This is a genomic window from Pseudomonas extremorientalis, from assembly GCF_001870465.1.
In the GTDB taxonomy this organism is placed as follows: domain Bacteria; phylum Pseudomonadota; class Gammaproteobacteria; order Pseudomonadales; family Pseudomonadaceae; genus Aquipseudomonas; species Aquipseudomonas extremorientalis.
In genome coordinates, this window is sequence record NZ_MDGK01000041.1 from 172,148 (window position 1) to 187,004 (window position 14,857).

Here is a 14,857-nt window from a genome sequence, read left to right on the forward strand (position 1 = left end):
CTCCCACTGCTGGACCTGATTGCCCGATCAAGCGAGCTGTTTTTCGACCCATTTACCGTAGGCATCGATGAAGGCCTGCAGGAACGGTCTGGTCTTCTCGGACACCTTGCCCGCCTCATCGAACACACTGCCCGCGCCGCCCAGGTAGGCCTCCGGCTGCTGCATGCACGGCACATCGAGGAATACCAGGGACTGGCGCAGGTGATGGTTGGCGCCAAACCCGCCAATCGCACCCGGCGATACGCTGATGATCGCCCCCGGCTTGCCACTCCAGGCACTCTGCCCGTACGGCCGGGAACCCACGTCGATGGCGTTCTTCAACGGGGCCGGGACGGAGCGGTTGTATTCCGGGGTCACGAATAACACCGCGTCGGATGAGCTCACCTGTTTGCGGAAAGTACTGTAGGCTGCCGGCGGTGATGCTCCGTCAATGTCTTCGTTGTAGAGCGGCAAATCGCCAATTTCCACAATGTTCAACTTCAGGTTGGCAGGGGCCAGTTCAGCCAATGCCAGGGCGACCTTGCGGTTGATCGAGTCTTTTCTCAAGCTGCCGACCACGACGGCGATGGTGTAGACCTTGCTCATTGGGGTTTCCCGACGTCTGACTAAAGGAGCTTGTAGTTATAAAGTCTTCGCGACGGGTTCACCAGAAGGTTTTTGATAATCCTGCGGGCACTTGCATTGCGCAGCATCATGTAGGAAGCATCTTAAAACATCGGCGAATAGTATTTTTATTCCGTAAGTAAACTACCCAGCTCCATGACGGTCTACAGAACCGCAAATCGAGTGTTTATCTCCAGAGGTTCTAAACAGATGGCAGCAGTATTAGTCGGACAGTTTCATGCCAGAGACGCAGAAGGACGCGTGTATTCGGTGCATGAGTTCCAGGAATCCAACCCGGCGCAAGGCGACCTGGCTGGCTCGGCACCTACCATTACCTACAAGCTGGCCATTGGCGACCGTGTAGAGAAACTGGAAGGCGACGAATTCAAGCTGATCCAATCGGGCACCATTCTCGTGCGCGAATCGCAAACCACCCTCGCGTCATAAGATCCCGCCTTATCCACCTGCTCAGTCCTGGCCATTGACGGCGTTGACTGGGCTGGGGTGATCACGGGCGACGGATCTCGGTGACTTCAATGCCCTGCTCGCCCTCGACCTTCTTCACGATCACCACCAATCGCCCCCGCTCACCCTCCACCGCGAACATGGAACGCTGGTAGCCCGCCGTGTTGTAGCCTGGGTACGCCACCACCTGCCTGACCAGTTCAATACCCAACACCGCCCCCACCTGTTCGATGACCTGTTCCTGGGAACGGATAAACGCTTCAATTGCCAGGTTTTCCGGCGCGGTTTCGTTTTGACTGTTGAAGAGATAAGCAGCCACGCACCCTACGGTCACCAGGACCAGCAGTTGCTTGACCGTTACCCCGAGGAATATCGAGGGTAGAGGCATGTGAGACCAGACCTGTTTTTGTTGTTAATGCCGGCAGCCGGCTTTGGTCGTTAATGATCAGCGCAGCCATTCTATTGAATACCCGGCTCGCTGCACATAGACTCCGGCGATGCGTTTACGTCATATCGAAGTGATTCAGGCCATCTTGCAGACCGGACACCTCGGCACGGCCGCCGAGTGGTTGCAACTTCCCGTGGGCGATGTGGACTCGGCGCTCAAGGACGCCGAGCAACAGCTCGGCTTCATGTTGTTCGCCAGTGTGCGCGGGCGTTTGCAGGCTACCCGGGAAACCCTGGAACTGCAGGCGGAAATTGCCCATGTGTATGAGGCCCTGGAGCCGGTGCAACGCCTGGCCAGCCGCCTGAAAAACCATCATGCCCCTGCCCTGCGCGTGCTCTGCACACCGCCGCTGGCCAATCAGCTGTTGCCGCACAGTATTGCGGTGCTGCGCCGACGCTTCCAGGACACGCCCTGCAACCTGTCGAGCCAAACCACCCGGGAGATCATCAGGAGCCTGCTGCTGCACGAAGCCGACGTGGGTTTGAGCCTGCATGACCCGGAGCACCCGCAGATCCACTGCACCGTACTCGCCCAGGGCAAGCTGCAACTGCTGGCGCCCCATGGTTGGCTCAAACCCAAGCAGAAGTACATTGCGCTGCAGGACCTCGCCGGACAATCGATGATCGGCCTGGAGGGCCAGGACCCGCTCAGCCGCCTGCTGGACGCCAAGCTGCAAGCCTTGCGCCCGCTGCCGGTGGTGCAGACGCGGGTGCAGACCTACCAGATGATGCGCAGCATGGTGGAAGCAGGCGAAGGCCTGGCGGTGGTCGACCCGTTCACCGCGTTCGGCGCCCGCGAGGCCGGGCTGGATGCGTGCCCGGTGTCGCCGCCGATCATGATCAGCCTGTATGCGCTGACCCTCAAGGATGGCCCGACCTCCCCGGCGCTGAATGCGCTGCTGGAGATCGTGACGCAGAAGGCCGAGGGTTTGTTGGCGGGTTAAGCGTTGCCGGCTTCGCTCTTGAACAACCGATACCAGAATATCGCCACTTCGCGGGTCTGCGGGTCGATACCGCGATAGCGCAGATGGTCGATGCCGCCCATCACATAGCCGCAACGCTCGTACAAGCGGCAGGCACCGAGGTTGTTGTTCTGGGTTTCGAGCATCATGCCGGGCAGGTTTTTCTTGCGGCTCCAGAACTGCGCCACATCCAGCAACGCCTTGGCTACTCCGTGGCGTCGCGCAGGCAAGGCCACCGCCAACTCGTCGACATGGGCAAAGCCGTTCCAGTTGGTGCTGACCACGATGTGCCCCACCGCCCGGTCGTCCAGGTAGGCCATGAAGATCGCACTGTCGGGCGCGTCACGGAAACTGGCGAACTCCTCAGGGTCAATGCCGTAGCACTTGCGGTACGGCAAGATACGCTCCACGGGCCATTGATCGACCCGCTTGCCCATCTGCGGCTCACCGTAGGCGCTGACCTCAAAGCTGAAGTCATTGCCCCACACATAGGCATCAAAGCCTTCATCTGCGACCCGCACACTGAGTCCGGGATACTTCGGGTTCATTACAGCCTGCATAAACATCCTTAACCCTTGATGCAATCGACGGTGTAACAACGACCGCTGCCATCATCCTCGTGTTGCAACCCATGAACATCGGCGACAAAACCGGGGAAACTGCTATCGAACGTCCGGGCAAACGCCAGGTAGTCGATGATCGAGCGCGTCGACTCGGTAAAGCGCTCGCCCGGCATGATCAACGGAATGCCGGGCGGATAAGGCACCAGCATCACGGCTGCGATGCGTCCTGGCAAGGCGTCGATGGAAACCGCCTCCACTTCGCCCCTCACCAATTGGTCGTAGGCGTCGGCGGGCTTCATCGCGATTTCCGGCAATACGGTGTACATGCGCTTCAAATGCCTGGCCGTGGCGTTGCTGCGATAACAGCTGTGCAACTGGTCACACAGGTCGCGCAAGCCCAGGCTTTGGTAGCGCGTCGGCCCTTGGGCAAACACCGATGGCAAACAACTGGCCAGGCTGATATTGGCGTCGTAGCTGCGCTTGAATTCCAGCAATTCGGTGAGCAAGGTACTCCATTTACCTTTGGTAATGCCCATGGAGAACAGCACGAGGAAAGAATACAGCCCGGTCTTTTCCACTACCAGACCGCGCTCCCAGAGGAACTTGCTGACCACCGCCGCCGGGATCCCGCAATCGCTCAAGGCACCGCCGGCATTGAGACCGGGCATTACCAGGGTCACTTTGATCGGGTCCAGCAGCACATAGTCCTCGGCTACATCACCGAAGCCATGCCAGTCATCCTGGGGATGCAATAACCAATCGGCGGTGGCGACCTTGTCGATCCCCGCCACCGACGGTGGCTGCCAGATGGAAAACCACCAGTCCTCGGCGGCGATATGCTGGCGCAGATTGGCCAGGGCACGGCGGAAGCTCAGCGCCTCATCAAACATCTCCTGCAACAGCGAACGCCCGGCCGGGCCTTCCATCATTGCCGAAGCTACGTCCAGGGAGGCAATGATGCTGTATTGCGGCGATGTGGAGATATGCATCATGAACGCCTCGTTGAAACGGTCACGGTCCAGTTGGCGGGCACCGCCGTCCTGCACATGGATCATCGAAGCCTGGCTGAAAGCTGCCAGCAGTTTGTGGGTGGAGTGAGTGGTAAACACCAGCGGGCTGTCCGCCGTGCGCGAGGTGCCCATGCCGTAGCGCCCGGCGAAGAACTCATGAAACGCCGCGTAGGCGTACCAGGCCTCGTCAAAATGCAGCACCTCGACGCTGTTGCCCAATTGCTGTTTGATCAGCTCGGCGTTGTAGCACAGGCCGTCGTAGGTGGAATTGGTGACCACCGCCATCTTCACTTTCGGCGGGCGACCACGGGTCAAGGGACTGGCGTCGATCTTGGCGCGGATCGACTCGGGGCTGAACTCGCTCAGGGGAATCGGACCGATGATCCCCAGTTCGTTGCGCTCCGGGCACAGGTACAGCGGGATGGCGCCGGTCATGATGATCGAATGCAGCACCGACTTGTGACAGTTGCGGTCCACCAGCACCAGGTCATCGCGCCCGACCATGGAATGCCAGACGATTTTGTTGGCGGTGGAGGTGCCGTTGATGACGAAGAACGTATGGTCGGCGCCAAAGTTACGCGCAGCACGGGCTTCGGCTTCGGCCAGCGGCCCGGTGTGATCCAGCAGCGAACCCAGCTCGGGCACCGAGACCGATAGATCCGAGCGCAGTGTGTTTTCCCCGAAGAACTGGTGGAACGCTTGCCCCACCGGGCTTTTGCGATAGGCCACACCGCCGCCATGGCCCGGTGTGTGCCAGGAATAGTTCGAATCAGCCGTGTGCTGCACCAACGCCTTGAAGAACGGCGGCAACAGACCATCCAGATACGTACGCGCCGCACGGGCGACTTGCCGGGCTAGAAACGGCACGGTGTCTTCGAACAGATACAGGATGCCGCGCAACTGGTTGAGTTCGCTCATGGCGTCGGCAGGCGCGTTTTCCAGGGTGACTTGCTCGCCCAGGGCGAAGATCGGCAGGTTGGGCGCCCGCAGCCGCGCCAAGCGGATCAGCTCGACCATGTTCTGTAGAAGGTGGGTGTTTTCGCCAGCACCTTCGGCGGCGATCAACATGCACGCCAGGCCATGATGGGTAGACGCCACCAGCCTGCCTTCGGCGTAGTCCACCGCGGAAAATATAGAAAAGCCCTCTTGCTCCAACTCCCGGGCGATGCCTCGGACCCGGTCACCGGCAACGGTGTCGGCCTTGATGTCGCGGTGCACGATCAGGACGGGAAACTTCAGGTCTTTATACATGTGTGCTTGTCGTCCTGAGGGCTATGCACTCAAGGGTAGAAGCTTGGCGGGCATGACGCGAATGAAGATTGACAGGCAATTGAAATCAATTGTGGGAGGGGGCTTGCCTGCGATAACGGTACATCAGTCAACACAGGTTTCGACTGGCCTGCCGCTATCGGGAGCAAGCCCCCTCCCACAGTTTCAATCGAGTTCATCCAGGGGTTATTGCTGGGTCAGTTGGGTCCACAATGCCGGCGCGCCCGCCGATTTGGCGATCGCTTCCAACCGGGCCGCGTGTTCCGCGAGGTCCTGTTCGCTGGCGCGGATGATCGTCGTGGGTTTGCGATCAGCCGGCAGTCGGCGGATTTCCGAAGGACGGTTGCCCGAGCCTTCCGCCGAGCCGCTGCCATCGGAGGCGTTGCCCGCCAGGGACAGGCTGGTCTGCCCGCCGGTCATGGTCAGGTAGACGTCAGCGAGAATCTCGGAGTCGAGCAAGGCGCCGTGGAGCTCACGGCCGGAGTTGTCGACGCCATAACGTTTGCACAGGGCGTCGAGGCTGTTGCGCTGACCCGGGTGGCGCTCACGGGCCATCATCAAGGTATCGAGGATCGAGCAGTGCCGGGAAATGTCCGCGCGATCAGTCTGCCCCATCAGGGCAAACTCGTTATTGATGAAGCCGACGTCAAACGCCGCGTTATGGATGATCAACTGGGCACCGTTGATGAATTCGAAGAACTCATCGGCGACTTCGGCGAAGCGCGGCTTGCCCTTGAGAAATTCGTCAGTGATGCCGTGGACGGCGATTGCGCCTTCGTCACTGTCGCGGTCCGGTTGCAGGTAGACGTGGAAGTGACGGCCGGTCAGGCGGCGCCCCATCAATTCGACACAGCCGATTTCAATGATCCGGTGACCGTCGGTCACCGGCATGCCGGTGGTTTCGGTATCGAGTACAACAGATCGGATGGCCATCAGGGTTCAGCTCTCAACGGTTTGGTGTATTTCAAAGGGCGCGATGTTACCACGTGAGTCGCCTTCAACTCTGCTTGTAGCCCCGCACTTCATCCACGCCACGGTTGGCCAACTGGTCAGCACGTTCGTTGCCGGGATGGCCAATATGACCGCGTACCCATTTCCAGGTGATGTCATGGCGATTGCATTGCTCATCGAGCAATTGCCACAGGTCGGCATTTTTCACCGGTTCCTTGGCGGCGGTTTTCCACCCGCGCTTCTTCCAGTTGGCCATCCACTCGTTGATGCCCTTCATCACGTATTGCGAGTCGGTCACCAGCAGCACATTGCAGCGGCGCTTGAGTTCTTCCAGGCCACGAATGGCGCCCATCAGCTCCATGCGGTTGTTGGTGGTGTTGGCCTCACCGCCCCACAACTCCTTCTCCACGCCTTTGCACACCAGCAACGCGCCCCAGCCGCCGGGGCCCGGGTTGCCCTTGCAGGCGCCATCGGTGAAGAGTTCTACGCTATCGGTCATCGGTTGCTCGGTATCAATTCAAAAAGAGGATTACGCATCGCTTTGCTTGCGGTTGACCTTGGCCATCGGCAATGGCACCAGCTTGCCCATCGGCTCGCGGCGCACCTGCTGCAACGGGCGCAGCCCGACCGCGATCTTGCGCGCCACCAGCAGGTAAAAGCCGCCACCGGACAATTGCCAGGCGCCGGCCCGGCGTTCCCAGCCGGCCAGGCGGCCCTGCCACTTGGTCGACGCAAGCGGCGGACGATAGCACCCGAAGCGGCGTTTCTCCAGCGCGAAGCCCAGCAGGTTCAGCCAGTCGCCCACCCGTTGCGGCGAGATGCAGCGCGCCTGGCGCAGGCCGTCATGGGCGAACACATGACGCAGGCCCCAACTGCTCCAGGGGTTGATCCCCACGATCAGCAAATGGCCACCGGGCCGTACGCTGCTCGCCGCCTCGCGCAGCAAGCCATGGGGCGACAGGCAGAAATCCAGCCCGTGCTGCAGCACTACCACATCGGCAGCATGCTCGCTCAACGGCCAGGCCTGTTCCTCGCACACGATCTCCACACCTGGCAACGGTGCACCCAGGCGAACATTACGTTGCACCTGCGGCGCGCAGGGCGGCGTTTCGGCCGAGGGGCCGTAGTGCACCAGATAGCCACCAAAGAACCGGCCCAGTTCGTCTTCGAGCATGCGCCGTTCTTCGTCCAGCAGAAATTGCCCGATGGGACCGGACAGCCACTCGCGGGCCGCGCCGATCAGGGCCAGCCACTCAGGATCGGCCTGGGCGAACGCTTTATCAGTCATTGCATTCTCCAACTCGCCTAGACGTTCTAAGATGCACCAATGTGTTCAGCTTGGCGAATCGAAGAATGATACAGATCAGTGCCCTGCCCGCCTTCACCGATAACTACATCTGGTTGTTACAGGACCCTCGCACCCAACGCTGCGCCGTGGTCGACCCCGGCGATGCCGCGCCCGTGCTGGCCTGGCTCGAGCAGAACCCTGGCTGGAGCCTCAGCGACATCCTGATCACCCACCATCACCACGATCACGTCGGCGGTGTCGAACAACTCAAGCGTGAGACCGACGCCAAGGTCTACGGCCCGGCCAACGAGAAAATCCCGGCGCGGGACGTGGCGTTGCACGATAACGACCGCATTACGGTACTCGGCCTGGACTTCGACATCTATAGCGTTCCCGGCCACACCCTGGGCCATATCGCCTTTTATCACCCGGGCGTGCTGTTGTGTGGCGACACCCTGTTCGCCGCCGGTTGCGGGCGCCTGTTCGAAGGCACACCGGAACAGATGCACAGCTCCCTCGAGCGCCTGGCCGCCCTGCCCGCCGATACTCTGGTGTACTGCACCCACGAATACACGCAGAGTAACCTCAAGTTCGCTCAAGCTGTGGAACCGGACAACACCGATATAGCCGAACGAGTGGAGAACGTACGCCAACTGCGGGCCAGAGGCGAGATCACGCTGCCTTCCAACCTGGCCCTGGAAAAGCTGACCAACCCCTTTCTGCGCACCTCTGAAACATCCGTTAAACAAAAAGCGGACGAACGGAATGGCCGTGACAACCGCTCTGGGGCCGAGGTGTTTGCTAGCTTGAGGGCTTGGAAAGATAAGTTCTAAAGGGAAGCAATCTGATACGCAATTTCTGAATGGTTGACCGGAACCCAACGGGTTTCTAGAATCGCCCGACATTTTTGCCCGGAACTTACTTCCAGCCAATGTCGTCATCTATTCGTAAATCCAACCATTCAGACGCATTGACCCGCCTGGCTCAAGCTGTGGCGGTGGCTGTGTCCGCCACACTGGCGGGCTGCCAATCAAGCAATTTCACCGCACAATCCACCGTGCAACCCAAGCCAAACCTCACCGCCAAAATCAAACAGAAACCCGTCATCTGGCTTTCAGAAAAACCGGCTCCCGACGTGCCCCAGGATGTTTGGGAACGCATGCGCCGGGGCTTTCAACTGCAGGACGGTCTAGGTGTCAACCCGCGTATCGAGCAACAGCGCCTGTGGTTCGCCAGCAACCCGTCCTTCCTGGAGAATGCCGGAGAACGCGGCAGCCTCTACATTCACTACATCGTCGAACGTCTTGAAGAACGCAACATGCCCTTGGAGCTGGCGCTGCTGCCAGTGATTGAAAGTGCCTACAATCCGATGGCCTATTCGCGCAGCGATGCGGTCGGCCTCTGGCAGTTCATCCCCTCCACCGGGCGCTACTTCAACCTGCGCCAGACCCGTGCCTACGATGGCCGTCGCGACATCACCGCCTCCACCACCGCCGCACTCGACTACCTGACCCGCCTGCATGACATGTTCAACGGCGACTGGCTGCTGGCCCTGGCCGCCTATAACGCCGGCGAAGGCACGGTGAGCCGGGCCATCGAGCGCAACGAGAAGCTCGGCCTGCCGACCGACTACTGGAACCTGCCGCTGCCCCAGGAAACCAAGGACTACGTGCCCAAGTTCCTGGCGCTGTCCCAGGTGGTGCTGGCACCCGAGGCCTACGGCGTCAACCTGAACCCGATTGCCAACCAACCTTACTTCGAAGTGGTGGAAGTCAAGCAGAGCATGGACCTGTCACGGGTTGCCGCGCTGGCCGAGATCGACGAAGACGAACTGTTCCAGCTCAACCCGGCGCTGAAACAACGCACTACCCTGGACGGCCCGCAGCATTTGCTGGTGCCCAGTTCCAAGGCGCAACTGCTGACCAGCACCCTTTCGACGATGAAGCCTGAAGAATTGCTGGCAATGCGTCCGAAAAAGCAGGTGTTCGACGAGGTCGAGACCGCACGGGTGGCCGGGCGTACTCGCAGCTACAAGGTACGCACCGGCGACAACCTGACGCTGATTGCCAAGGCCAACAAGGTCGACGTACATGACCTGCAACGCTGGAACAAGCTCAACGGCCAGGCCCTCAAGGTCGGCCAGACCCTGGTAATGCAGGACACGCGCAAGCTGGTGGCCAAGGCCGACAGCAAGAAACCGGTGCAATACAAGGTCAAGAAAGGCGACTCGCTGTACATGGTCGCCAAGCGCTTCAATGTCGAGATGCAACACCTCAAGCGCTGGAACCCGCGTACCGGCCAGGCCCTGAAGCCTGGGCAGATGCTGGTGGTCTCCGGGCCACGCTAAGGCCTCTGGAACAATGGGGACCCCATGTGGGAGGGGGCTTGCCCCCGATAGCGGTAAGCCAGCCAATGAATCTGTTGGCTGATGCATTGCTATCGGGGGCAAGCCCCCTCCCGCATTGGCCCTGCATCAGCCGACTGGCTTTTTCCAACCGGAACAAGCTGTTACTGTACCGATCATAAAGCCCAAGCCGCCTGGATCGGATCTCTGACTTGAAGCGTCCCCTCCTTCTACTAATAAGTCTGGCCTTGAGCTTTGCAGCGAACGCGACGATTACCGAGAGCCACGGTTATGCGCAGTTCGGCAGCCTCAAGTACCCGGCCAAATTCACCCACTTCGATTGGGTAAACCCTGCAGCGCCGAAAGGCGGGACATTGCGGGTCATGGCCTTTGGCACTTTCGACACCCTCAACCCCTATACCTTCAAGGGCTCCAGCCCGGTTTCCACGCCGAACTTCCTGCAATATGGCGTCAACGAGCTGAATGAGCCCTTGATGGTCGGCACCGGTCTGTACGCGCCCTCCGGCGATGAACCCACCTCCAGCTATGGGCTGATCGCCCAATCGGTGGAGTACAGCGAGGACCGCAGTTGGGTGGTGTTCAACCTGCGTCCCGAAGCGCGCTTTCACGATGGCAAGCCGATCACGGCGTATGACGTGGCGTTTTCCTATCGCACCTTGCTGACCGAAGGGCACCCGCAATACCGCACCAACCTGCAGGAAGTGGCGCGGGTGGATATCCTCAACCGCCACCGCATCCGCTTTGTGTTCAAGCGTGCCGGCAACCCCTTGCTGATCCTGCGCCTGGGCGAGTTGCCGGTATTGCCCCAGCACTACTGGAAAAACCGCGACTTCAAGGCCACCACCTTCGAACCACCCCTGGGCAGCGGCCCCTACCGCATCAGCAAGGTCACGCCCGGACGGCAACTGGTGTTCGAACGTGTCAAGGACTACTGGGGCAAGGACCTGCCGGTCAACCAGGGCTTCTATAACTATGACAAAGTCGAGGTGGAGTTTTACCGCGACAGCGATGTGGCCTTCGAAGCCTTCAAGGCCGGTGAATTCGATATCTACATCGAGCACCAGGCCAAGAACTGGGCCAATGGCTACAACTTCCCGGCGGTGAACCGGGGTGACGTGATCAAGGCGCAGATCGCCCACCAAATCCCGACACAGAGCCAGGGTCTGTTCATGAACACGCGGCGGCCCACGTTCAGCCAGACCAAGGTGCGCGAAGCCCTGGGACTGATGTTCGACTTCGAGTGGACCAACCGCACCCTGTTCAGCAGCGCGTACAAGCGCACCTTGAGCTACTACCCCAACAGCGAATTCGCCGCCACCGGCGTACCCACCGGCCGTGAATGGCTGATGCTCTCGCCCTACCGCGAGCAGTTGCCGGCCAACCTGTTCACGCAAGCCTTCAGCCTGCCCCAGACCGACGGGCGCGGCATCCCCCGCGAGACTATGCGCCGCGCGCTGGCCCTGCTCGGCGAGGCTGGCTGGAAGCTGTCCGGACAACGCCTGGTCAACAAGGATGGCCAGCCGCTGCGTTTCGAGATTCTGCTGGTCAACCCGAACCTGGAGCGCATCCTGCAGCCCTATGTCGAGAACCTGATCAGCATCGGCGTCGACGCGCGCCTGCGTACCGTCGACCGTGCCCAGTACAAGCAGCGCCTGGACCAATTCGACTTCGACATGATCCTGATCACCCTCAACCAGACCTTGAGTCCGGGCCTTGAGCAGTGGCAGTACTTCCACTCCAGCCAGGCCGCGATCAAGGGCAGCAAGAACTACGCAGGCATCAACAACCCGATTGTCGATCACCTGCTGGAACAACTGCTGGCCGCCAAGACCCGCGAAGAGCAACTGGCCGCCGGCCGTGCCCTCGACCGGGTGCTGCTGTGGCAGCACTACAGTATTCCCAACTGGTACCTCAACTATCATCGCCTGGCGTACCGCAACCGGTTCGCCTTTGTCACCACGCCGCCCTACAACCTGGGCCTGAGCGCGTGGTGGCTGAAAGCTTCGGAGAAAGCCCAATGATATCTTTGCGTACTGCCCTGCTCGGCAGCCTGCTGCTGTGCACTGCGGCCCAAGCCGCCCCGCAACATGCGTTGACGCTGTACAACGAACCGCCGAAATACCCCGCCGACTTCAAGCACTTCGACTACGTCAACCCGGACGCGCCCAAGGGCGGCACGTTCCGCGAGTCGGCCATGGGCGGCTTCGACAGCCTCAACCCCTATATCAGCAAGGGTGTACCGGCCGACAATCTGGGCCTGATCTACGACACCCTGGCCATGCAAAGCCTGGACGAGCCCATCACCGAATACGGCCTGGTGGCCGGCAAGATCGAAAAAGCCCCGGACAACAGCTGGGTGCGCTTCTACCTGCGCCCGGAAGCGCGCTTCCATGATGGTCACCCGATCCGCGCCGAGGACGTGGTATTTACCTTCCAGGAACTGATCAAGGAAGGTTCACCGATCTACCGCACTTATTACGCCGACGTCGACGAAGTCATCGCCGAAGACCCGCTCAAGGTTCTGTTCAAGTTCAAGCGCACCAACAACCGCGAATTGCCGCTGATCCTCGGACAACTGCCGGTATTGCCCAAGCATTGGTGGGCCACCCGCGACTTCGCCAGGGGCAATCTGGAAATACCGCTGGGCAGCGGGCCGTACAAGGTCGCCGAGGTCAAGGCCGGACGCATGATCCGCTACGAGCGGGTCAAGGATTACTGGGCCAAGGACCTGCCGATCACTAAGGGTTTCTACAACTTCGACAACCGCATCACCGATTACTACCGCGACAGCACCGTGTCCCTGGAAGCCTTGAAGGCTGGGCAGTTCGACTACTGGCTGGAATTCAGCGCGAAGAACTGGGCCAACGCCTACAACATCCCCGCTGTCGCCCAGGGCCGGCTGATCAAGGAAGAAATCCCCAACGGTAACCCCACCGGGATGCAGGGGTTTGTGTTCAACATGCGCAAGCCGATGTTCCAGGATGTGCGCGTGCGCAAGGCCATCAGCCTGTTGCTGGACTTCGAGTGGAGCAACAAGCAACTGTTCAACGGCGCCTATACGCGTACGCGCAGTTACTTCGAAAACTCGGAAATGGCCGCCACCGGCCTGCCCGGCCCGGATGAACTGGCGATTCTCGAGCCCCTGCGCGACAAGATCCCGCCCGAAGTCTTCACCCAGGCCTTCGAACCCTCCAGGACCGACGGCAGCGGCATGATCCGCGCCCAGCAACGCGAAGCCTACCAACTGCTGCAGGAAGCCGGCTGGCGCATCGTCGATGACAAGATGGTCGACACCACCGGTAAACCGGTGACCATCGAATTCCTGCTGGCCCAGACCGAATTCGAACGCATCCTGCTGCCGTTCAAGCGCAACCTGGCCGACCTGGGTATCGACCTGGTGATCCGCCGGGTCGACGTGTCGCAGTTCATCAACCGTATCCGCTCGCGGGACTTCGACATGCTGGTGGGCAGCTTCCCGCAGTCCACTTCACCGGGCAACGAACAGCGCGAGTTCTGGAAATCGTCCAGCGCCGACAAACCCGGCAGCCGCAACTACATGGGCCTCAAGGACCCGGCCATCGACCAGTTGGTGGAAGAGTTGATCGACGCCGATTCGCGCAAAAGCCTGGTGGCCCATGCCAAGGCCCTGGACCGCGTGTTGCAATTTGGCTATTACGTGATCCCCAACTGGCACATCAAGACTTTCCGCGTGGCGTACTGGGATCACCTGGGCCACCCGAAAGTCCCACCGCGATACGACGTCGGCACATCCACCTGGTGGGCCAAGCCCGACGTCAAACCGGCCGTCATCCCGGACACCAACACCAACGCCGATCCGGCGAGCGGAGGCGATTAAATGCTGGCCTATATCTTTCGCCGCCTGTTGCTGATTATTCCGACGCTGTTCGGGATCCTGCTGATCAACTTCGTCATCATCCAGGCAGCCCCCGGTGGCCCAGTGGAACAGATGATTGCCAAACTGGAGGGTTTTGAAGGCGCCACCAGCCGCATTGCCGGCGGCGGCGCCGAGGTGTCGGTGGCCGGCTCCAGCAGCTACCGCGGCGCCCAGGGCCTGGACCCGGCGCTGATCAAGGAAATCGAGAAGATGTACGGCTTCGACAAGTCGGCGCCGGAACGTCTGTGGATCATGGTCAAGAACTACGCCCAGCTGGATTTTGGCGACAGCTTCTTCCGTGACGCCAAGGTCATCGACCTGATCAAGGAAAAGATGCCGGTGTCCATTTCCCTCGGGTTATGGAGCACGCTGATCATGTACCTGGTGTCGATCCCCCTGGGGATCGCCAAGGCCACGCGGCACGGCAGCCACTTCGACGTGTGGACCAGCTCGGCGATCATCGTCGGCTACGCGATCCCGGCGTTTCTGTTTGCGATCCTGCTGATCGTGGTGTTTGCCGGCGGCAGTTACCTGGACTGGTTCCCCCTGCGCGGGCTCACCTCCAACAACTTCGATGAACTGAGCTGGGGCGGCAAGATCCTCGATTACTTCTGGCACCTCGCGCTGCCCATCACGGCCCTGGTGATCGGCAACTTCGCCACCATGACCCTGCTGACCAAGAACAGCTTCCTTGACGAGATCAACAAGCAGTATGTGATCACCGCCAAAGCCAAGGGCCTGACCAACCACCGCGTGCTCTACGGCCACGTGTTCCGCAACGCGATGCTGCTGGTGATCGCCGGTTTCCCCTCGGCCTTCATCGGGATCTTCTTCACCGGCTCATTGCTGGTGGAAGTGATCTTCTCCCTCGACGGCCTGGGCCTGATGAGCTTTGAAGCGGCGATCAACCGCGACTACCCGGTGGTGTTCGGCACGCTGTTCATCTTCACCCTGCTGGGGTTGATCGTGAAGCTGATCGGCGACCTCACCTACACCCTGGTCGATCCGCGGATCGACTTTGCCAGCCGGGAGCATTGAG

General features: G+C 60.5%; 14 protein-coding genes. 7 read left to right on the forward strand and 7 right to left on the reverse strand.

What is annotated here, in order from left to right; all coding sequences use genetic code 11:
• Window positions 1–27: 27 nt before the first annotated feature.
• A complete protein-coding gene (locus BFN10_RS17165) occupies window positions 28–585 on the reverse strand; it encodes an NADPH-dependent FMN reductase (RefSeq protein ID WP_071490677.1) in 558 nt (185 codons plus the stop codon).
• A 228-nt stretch (window positions 586–813) separates the two neighbouring features.
• Here BFN10_RS17165 and BFN10_RS17170 point away from each other — a divergent pair, with 228 nt between their 5' ends.
• Window positions 814–1,050 carry a hypothetical protein gene (locus tag BFN10_RS17170; protein WP_058426290.1) on the forward strand — a complete coding sequence of 79 codons (237 nt, stop codon included), beginning with the start codon at window positions 814–816 and terminating at the stop codon, window positions 1,048–1,050.
• 61 nt (window positions 1,051–1,111) lie between these two features.
• Here BFN10_RS17170 and BFN10_RS17175 read toward each other — a convergent pair whose 3' ends face one another.
• Window positions 1,112–1,456 (reverse strand): hypothetical protein, encoded by a 345-nt coding sequence (locus BFN10_RS17175; RefSeq protein WP_071490678.1) that lies wholly within the window; start codon window positions 1,454–1,456, stop codon window positions 1,112–1,114.
• Window positions 1,457–1,565: 109 nt separating this feature from the next.
• Here BFN10_RS17175 and BFN10_RS17180 point away from each other — a divergent pair, with 109 nt between their 5' ends.
• Window positions 1,566–2,459, forward strand: a complete 894-nt coding sequence (locus tag BFN10_RS17180; RefSeq protein ID WP_071490679.1) for a LysR substrate-binding domain-containing protein — start codon at window positions 1,566–1,568, stop codon at window positions 2,457–2,459.
• Here BFN10_RS17180 and BFN10_RS17185 read toward each other — a convergent pair.
• From BFN10_RS17185 to BFN10_RS17205, 5 genes are all read right to left on the reverse strand, one after another.
• The gene (locus BFN10_RS17185; RefSeq protein ID WP_083351445.1) at window positions 2,456–3,037 is read right to left on the reverse strand and encodes a GNAT family N-acetyltransferase; all 582 of its coding nucleotides are present in this window, start codon (window positions 3,035–3,037) and stop codon (window positions 2,456–2,458) included. The genes BFN10_RS17180 and BFN10_RS17185 overlap by 4 nt on opposite strands.
• A gap of 8 nt (window positions 3,038–3,045) precedes the next feature.
• Window positions 3,046–5,301 (reverse strand): Orn/Lys/Arg family decarboxylase, encoded by a 2,256-nt coding sequence (locus BFN10_RS17190; protein WP_071490681.1) that lies wholly within the window; start codon window positions 5,299–5,301, stop codon window positions 3,046–3,048.
• Between the two features lie 204 nt (window positions 5,302–5,505).
• Window positions 5,506–6,246, reverse strand: coding sequence for a DNA polymerase III subunit epsilon (gene dnaQ / locus BFN10_RS17195; protein ID WP_165447934.1), 741 nt, complete (start codon window positions 6,244–6,246; stop codon window positions 5,506–5,508).
• Window positions 6,247–6,316: 70 nt separating this feature from the next.
• Window positions 6,317–6,769, reverse strand: coding sequence for a ribonuclease HI (gene rnhA / locus BFN10_RS17200; RefSeq protein WP_071490682.1), 453 nt, complete (start codon window positions 6,767–6,769; stop codon window positions 6,317–6,319).
• Between the two features lie 30 nt (window positions 6,770–6,799).
• Window positions 6,800–7,558, reverse strand: coding sequence for a class I SAM-dependent methyltransferase (locus tag BFN10_RS17205; RefSeq protein ID WP_071490683.1), 759 nt, complete (start codon window positions 7,556–7,558; stop codon window positions 6,800–6,802).
• A gap of 65 nt (window positions 7,559–7,623) precedes the next feature.
• Here BFN10_RS17205 and gloB point away from each other — a divergent pair, with 65 nt between their 5' ends.
• From gloB to BFN10_RS17230, 5 genes are all read left to right on the forward strand, one after another.
• Window positions 7,624–8,391: a hydroxyacylglutathione hydrolase gene (gene gloB, locus BFN10_RS17210; protein ID WP_071490684.1), complete on the forward strand. Its 768-nt coding sequence runs from the start codon at window positions 7,624–7,626 to the stop codon at window positions 8,389–8,391.
• A 98-nt stretch (window positions 8,392–8,489) separates the two neighbouring features.
• Window positions 8,490–9,905 carry a lytic transglycosylase domain-containing protein gene (locus BFN10_RS17215; RefSeq protein WP_071490685.1) on the forward strand — a complete coding sequence of 472 codons (1,416 nt, stop codon included), beginning with the start codon at window positions 8,490–8,492 and terminating at the stop codon, window positions 9,903–9,905.
• 209 nt (window positions 9,906–10,114) lie between these two features.
• Entirely contained in the window at window positions 10,115–11,944 is a 1,830-nt protein-coding gene (locus BFN10_RS17220) for an extracellular solute-binding protein (RefSeq protein ID WP_071490686.1), read from the forward strand.
• Entirely contained in the window at window positions 11,941–13,779 is a 1,839-nt protein-coding gene (locus BFN10_RS17225; protein WP_071490687.1) for an extracellular solute-binding protein, read from the forward strand. Before BFN10_RS17220 ends, BFN10_RS17225 begins: the two co-directional genes overlap by 4 nt.
• On the forward strand, window positions 13,780–14,856 hold the full coding sequence (locus tag BFN10_RS17230) for a microcin C ABC transporter permease YejB (protein ID WP_025857226.1): 1,077 nt from the start codon (window positions 13,780–13,782) through the stop codon (window positions 14,854–14,856).
• The last annotated feature ends 1 nt before the right edge of the window (window position 14,857 follow it).

Coding starts and splice junctions, on each gene's coding strand:
- BFN10_RS17205 (WP_071490683.1), bottom strand. CDS start 7,558: ATGACTGATAAAGCGTTCGCCCAGGCCGATCCTGAGTGGCTGGCCCTG.
- BFN10_RS17165 (WP_071490677.1), bottom strand. CDS start 585: ATGAGCAAGGTCTACACCATCGCCGTCGTGGTCGGCAGCTTGAGAAAA.
- BFN10_RS17230 (WP_025857226.1), top strand. CDS start 13,780: ATGCTGGCCTATATCTTTCGCCGCCTGTTGCTGATTATTCCGACGCTG.
- BFN10_RS17175 (WP_071490678.1), bottom strand. CDS start 1,456: ATGCCTCTACCCTCGATATTCCTCGGGGTAACGGTCAAGCAACTGCTG.
- BFN10_RS17170 (WP_058426290.1), top strand. CDS start 814: ATGGCAGCAGTATTAGTCGGACAGTTTCATGCCAGAGACGCAGAAGGA.
- BFN10_RS17185 (WP_083351445.1), bottom strand. CDS start 3,037: ATGCAGGCTGTAATGAACCCGAAGTATCCCGGACTCAGTGTGCGGGTC.
- BFN10_RS17180 (WP_071490679.1), top strand. CDS start 1,566: ATGCGTTTACGTCATATCGAAGTGATTCAGGCCATCTTGCAGACCGGA.
- BFN10_RS17215 (WP_071490685.1), top strand. CDS start 8,490: ATGTCGTCATCTATTCGTAAATCCAACCATTCAGACGCATTGACCCGC.
- gloB (WP_071490684.1), top strand. CDS start 7,624: ATGATACAGATCAGTGCCCTGCCCGCCTTCACCGATAACTACATCTGG.
- rnhA (WP_071490682.1), bottom strand. CDS start 6,769: ATGACCGATAGCGTAGAACTCTTCACCGATGGCGCCTGCAAGGGCAAC.
- BFN10_RS17225 (WP_071490687.1), top strand. CDS start 11,941: ATGATATCTTTGCGTACTGCCCTGCTCGGCAGCCTGCTGCTGTGCACT.
- BFN10_RS17190 (WP_071490681.1), bottom strand. CDS start 5,301: ATGTATAAAGACCTGAAGTTTCCCGTCCTGATCGTGCACCGCGACATC.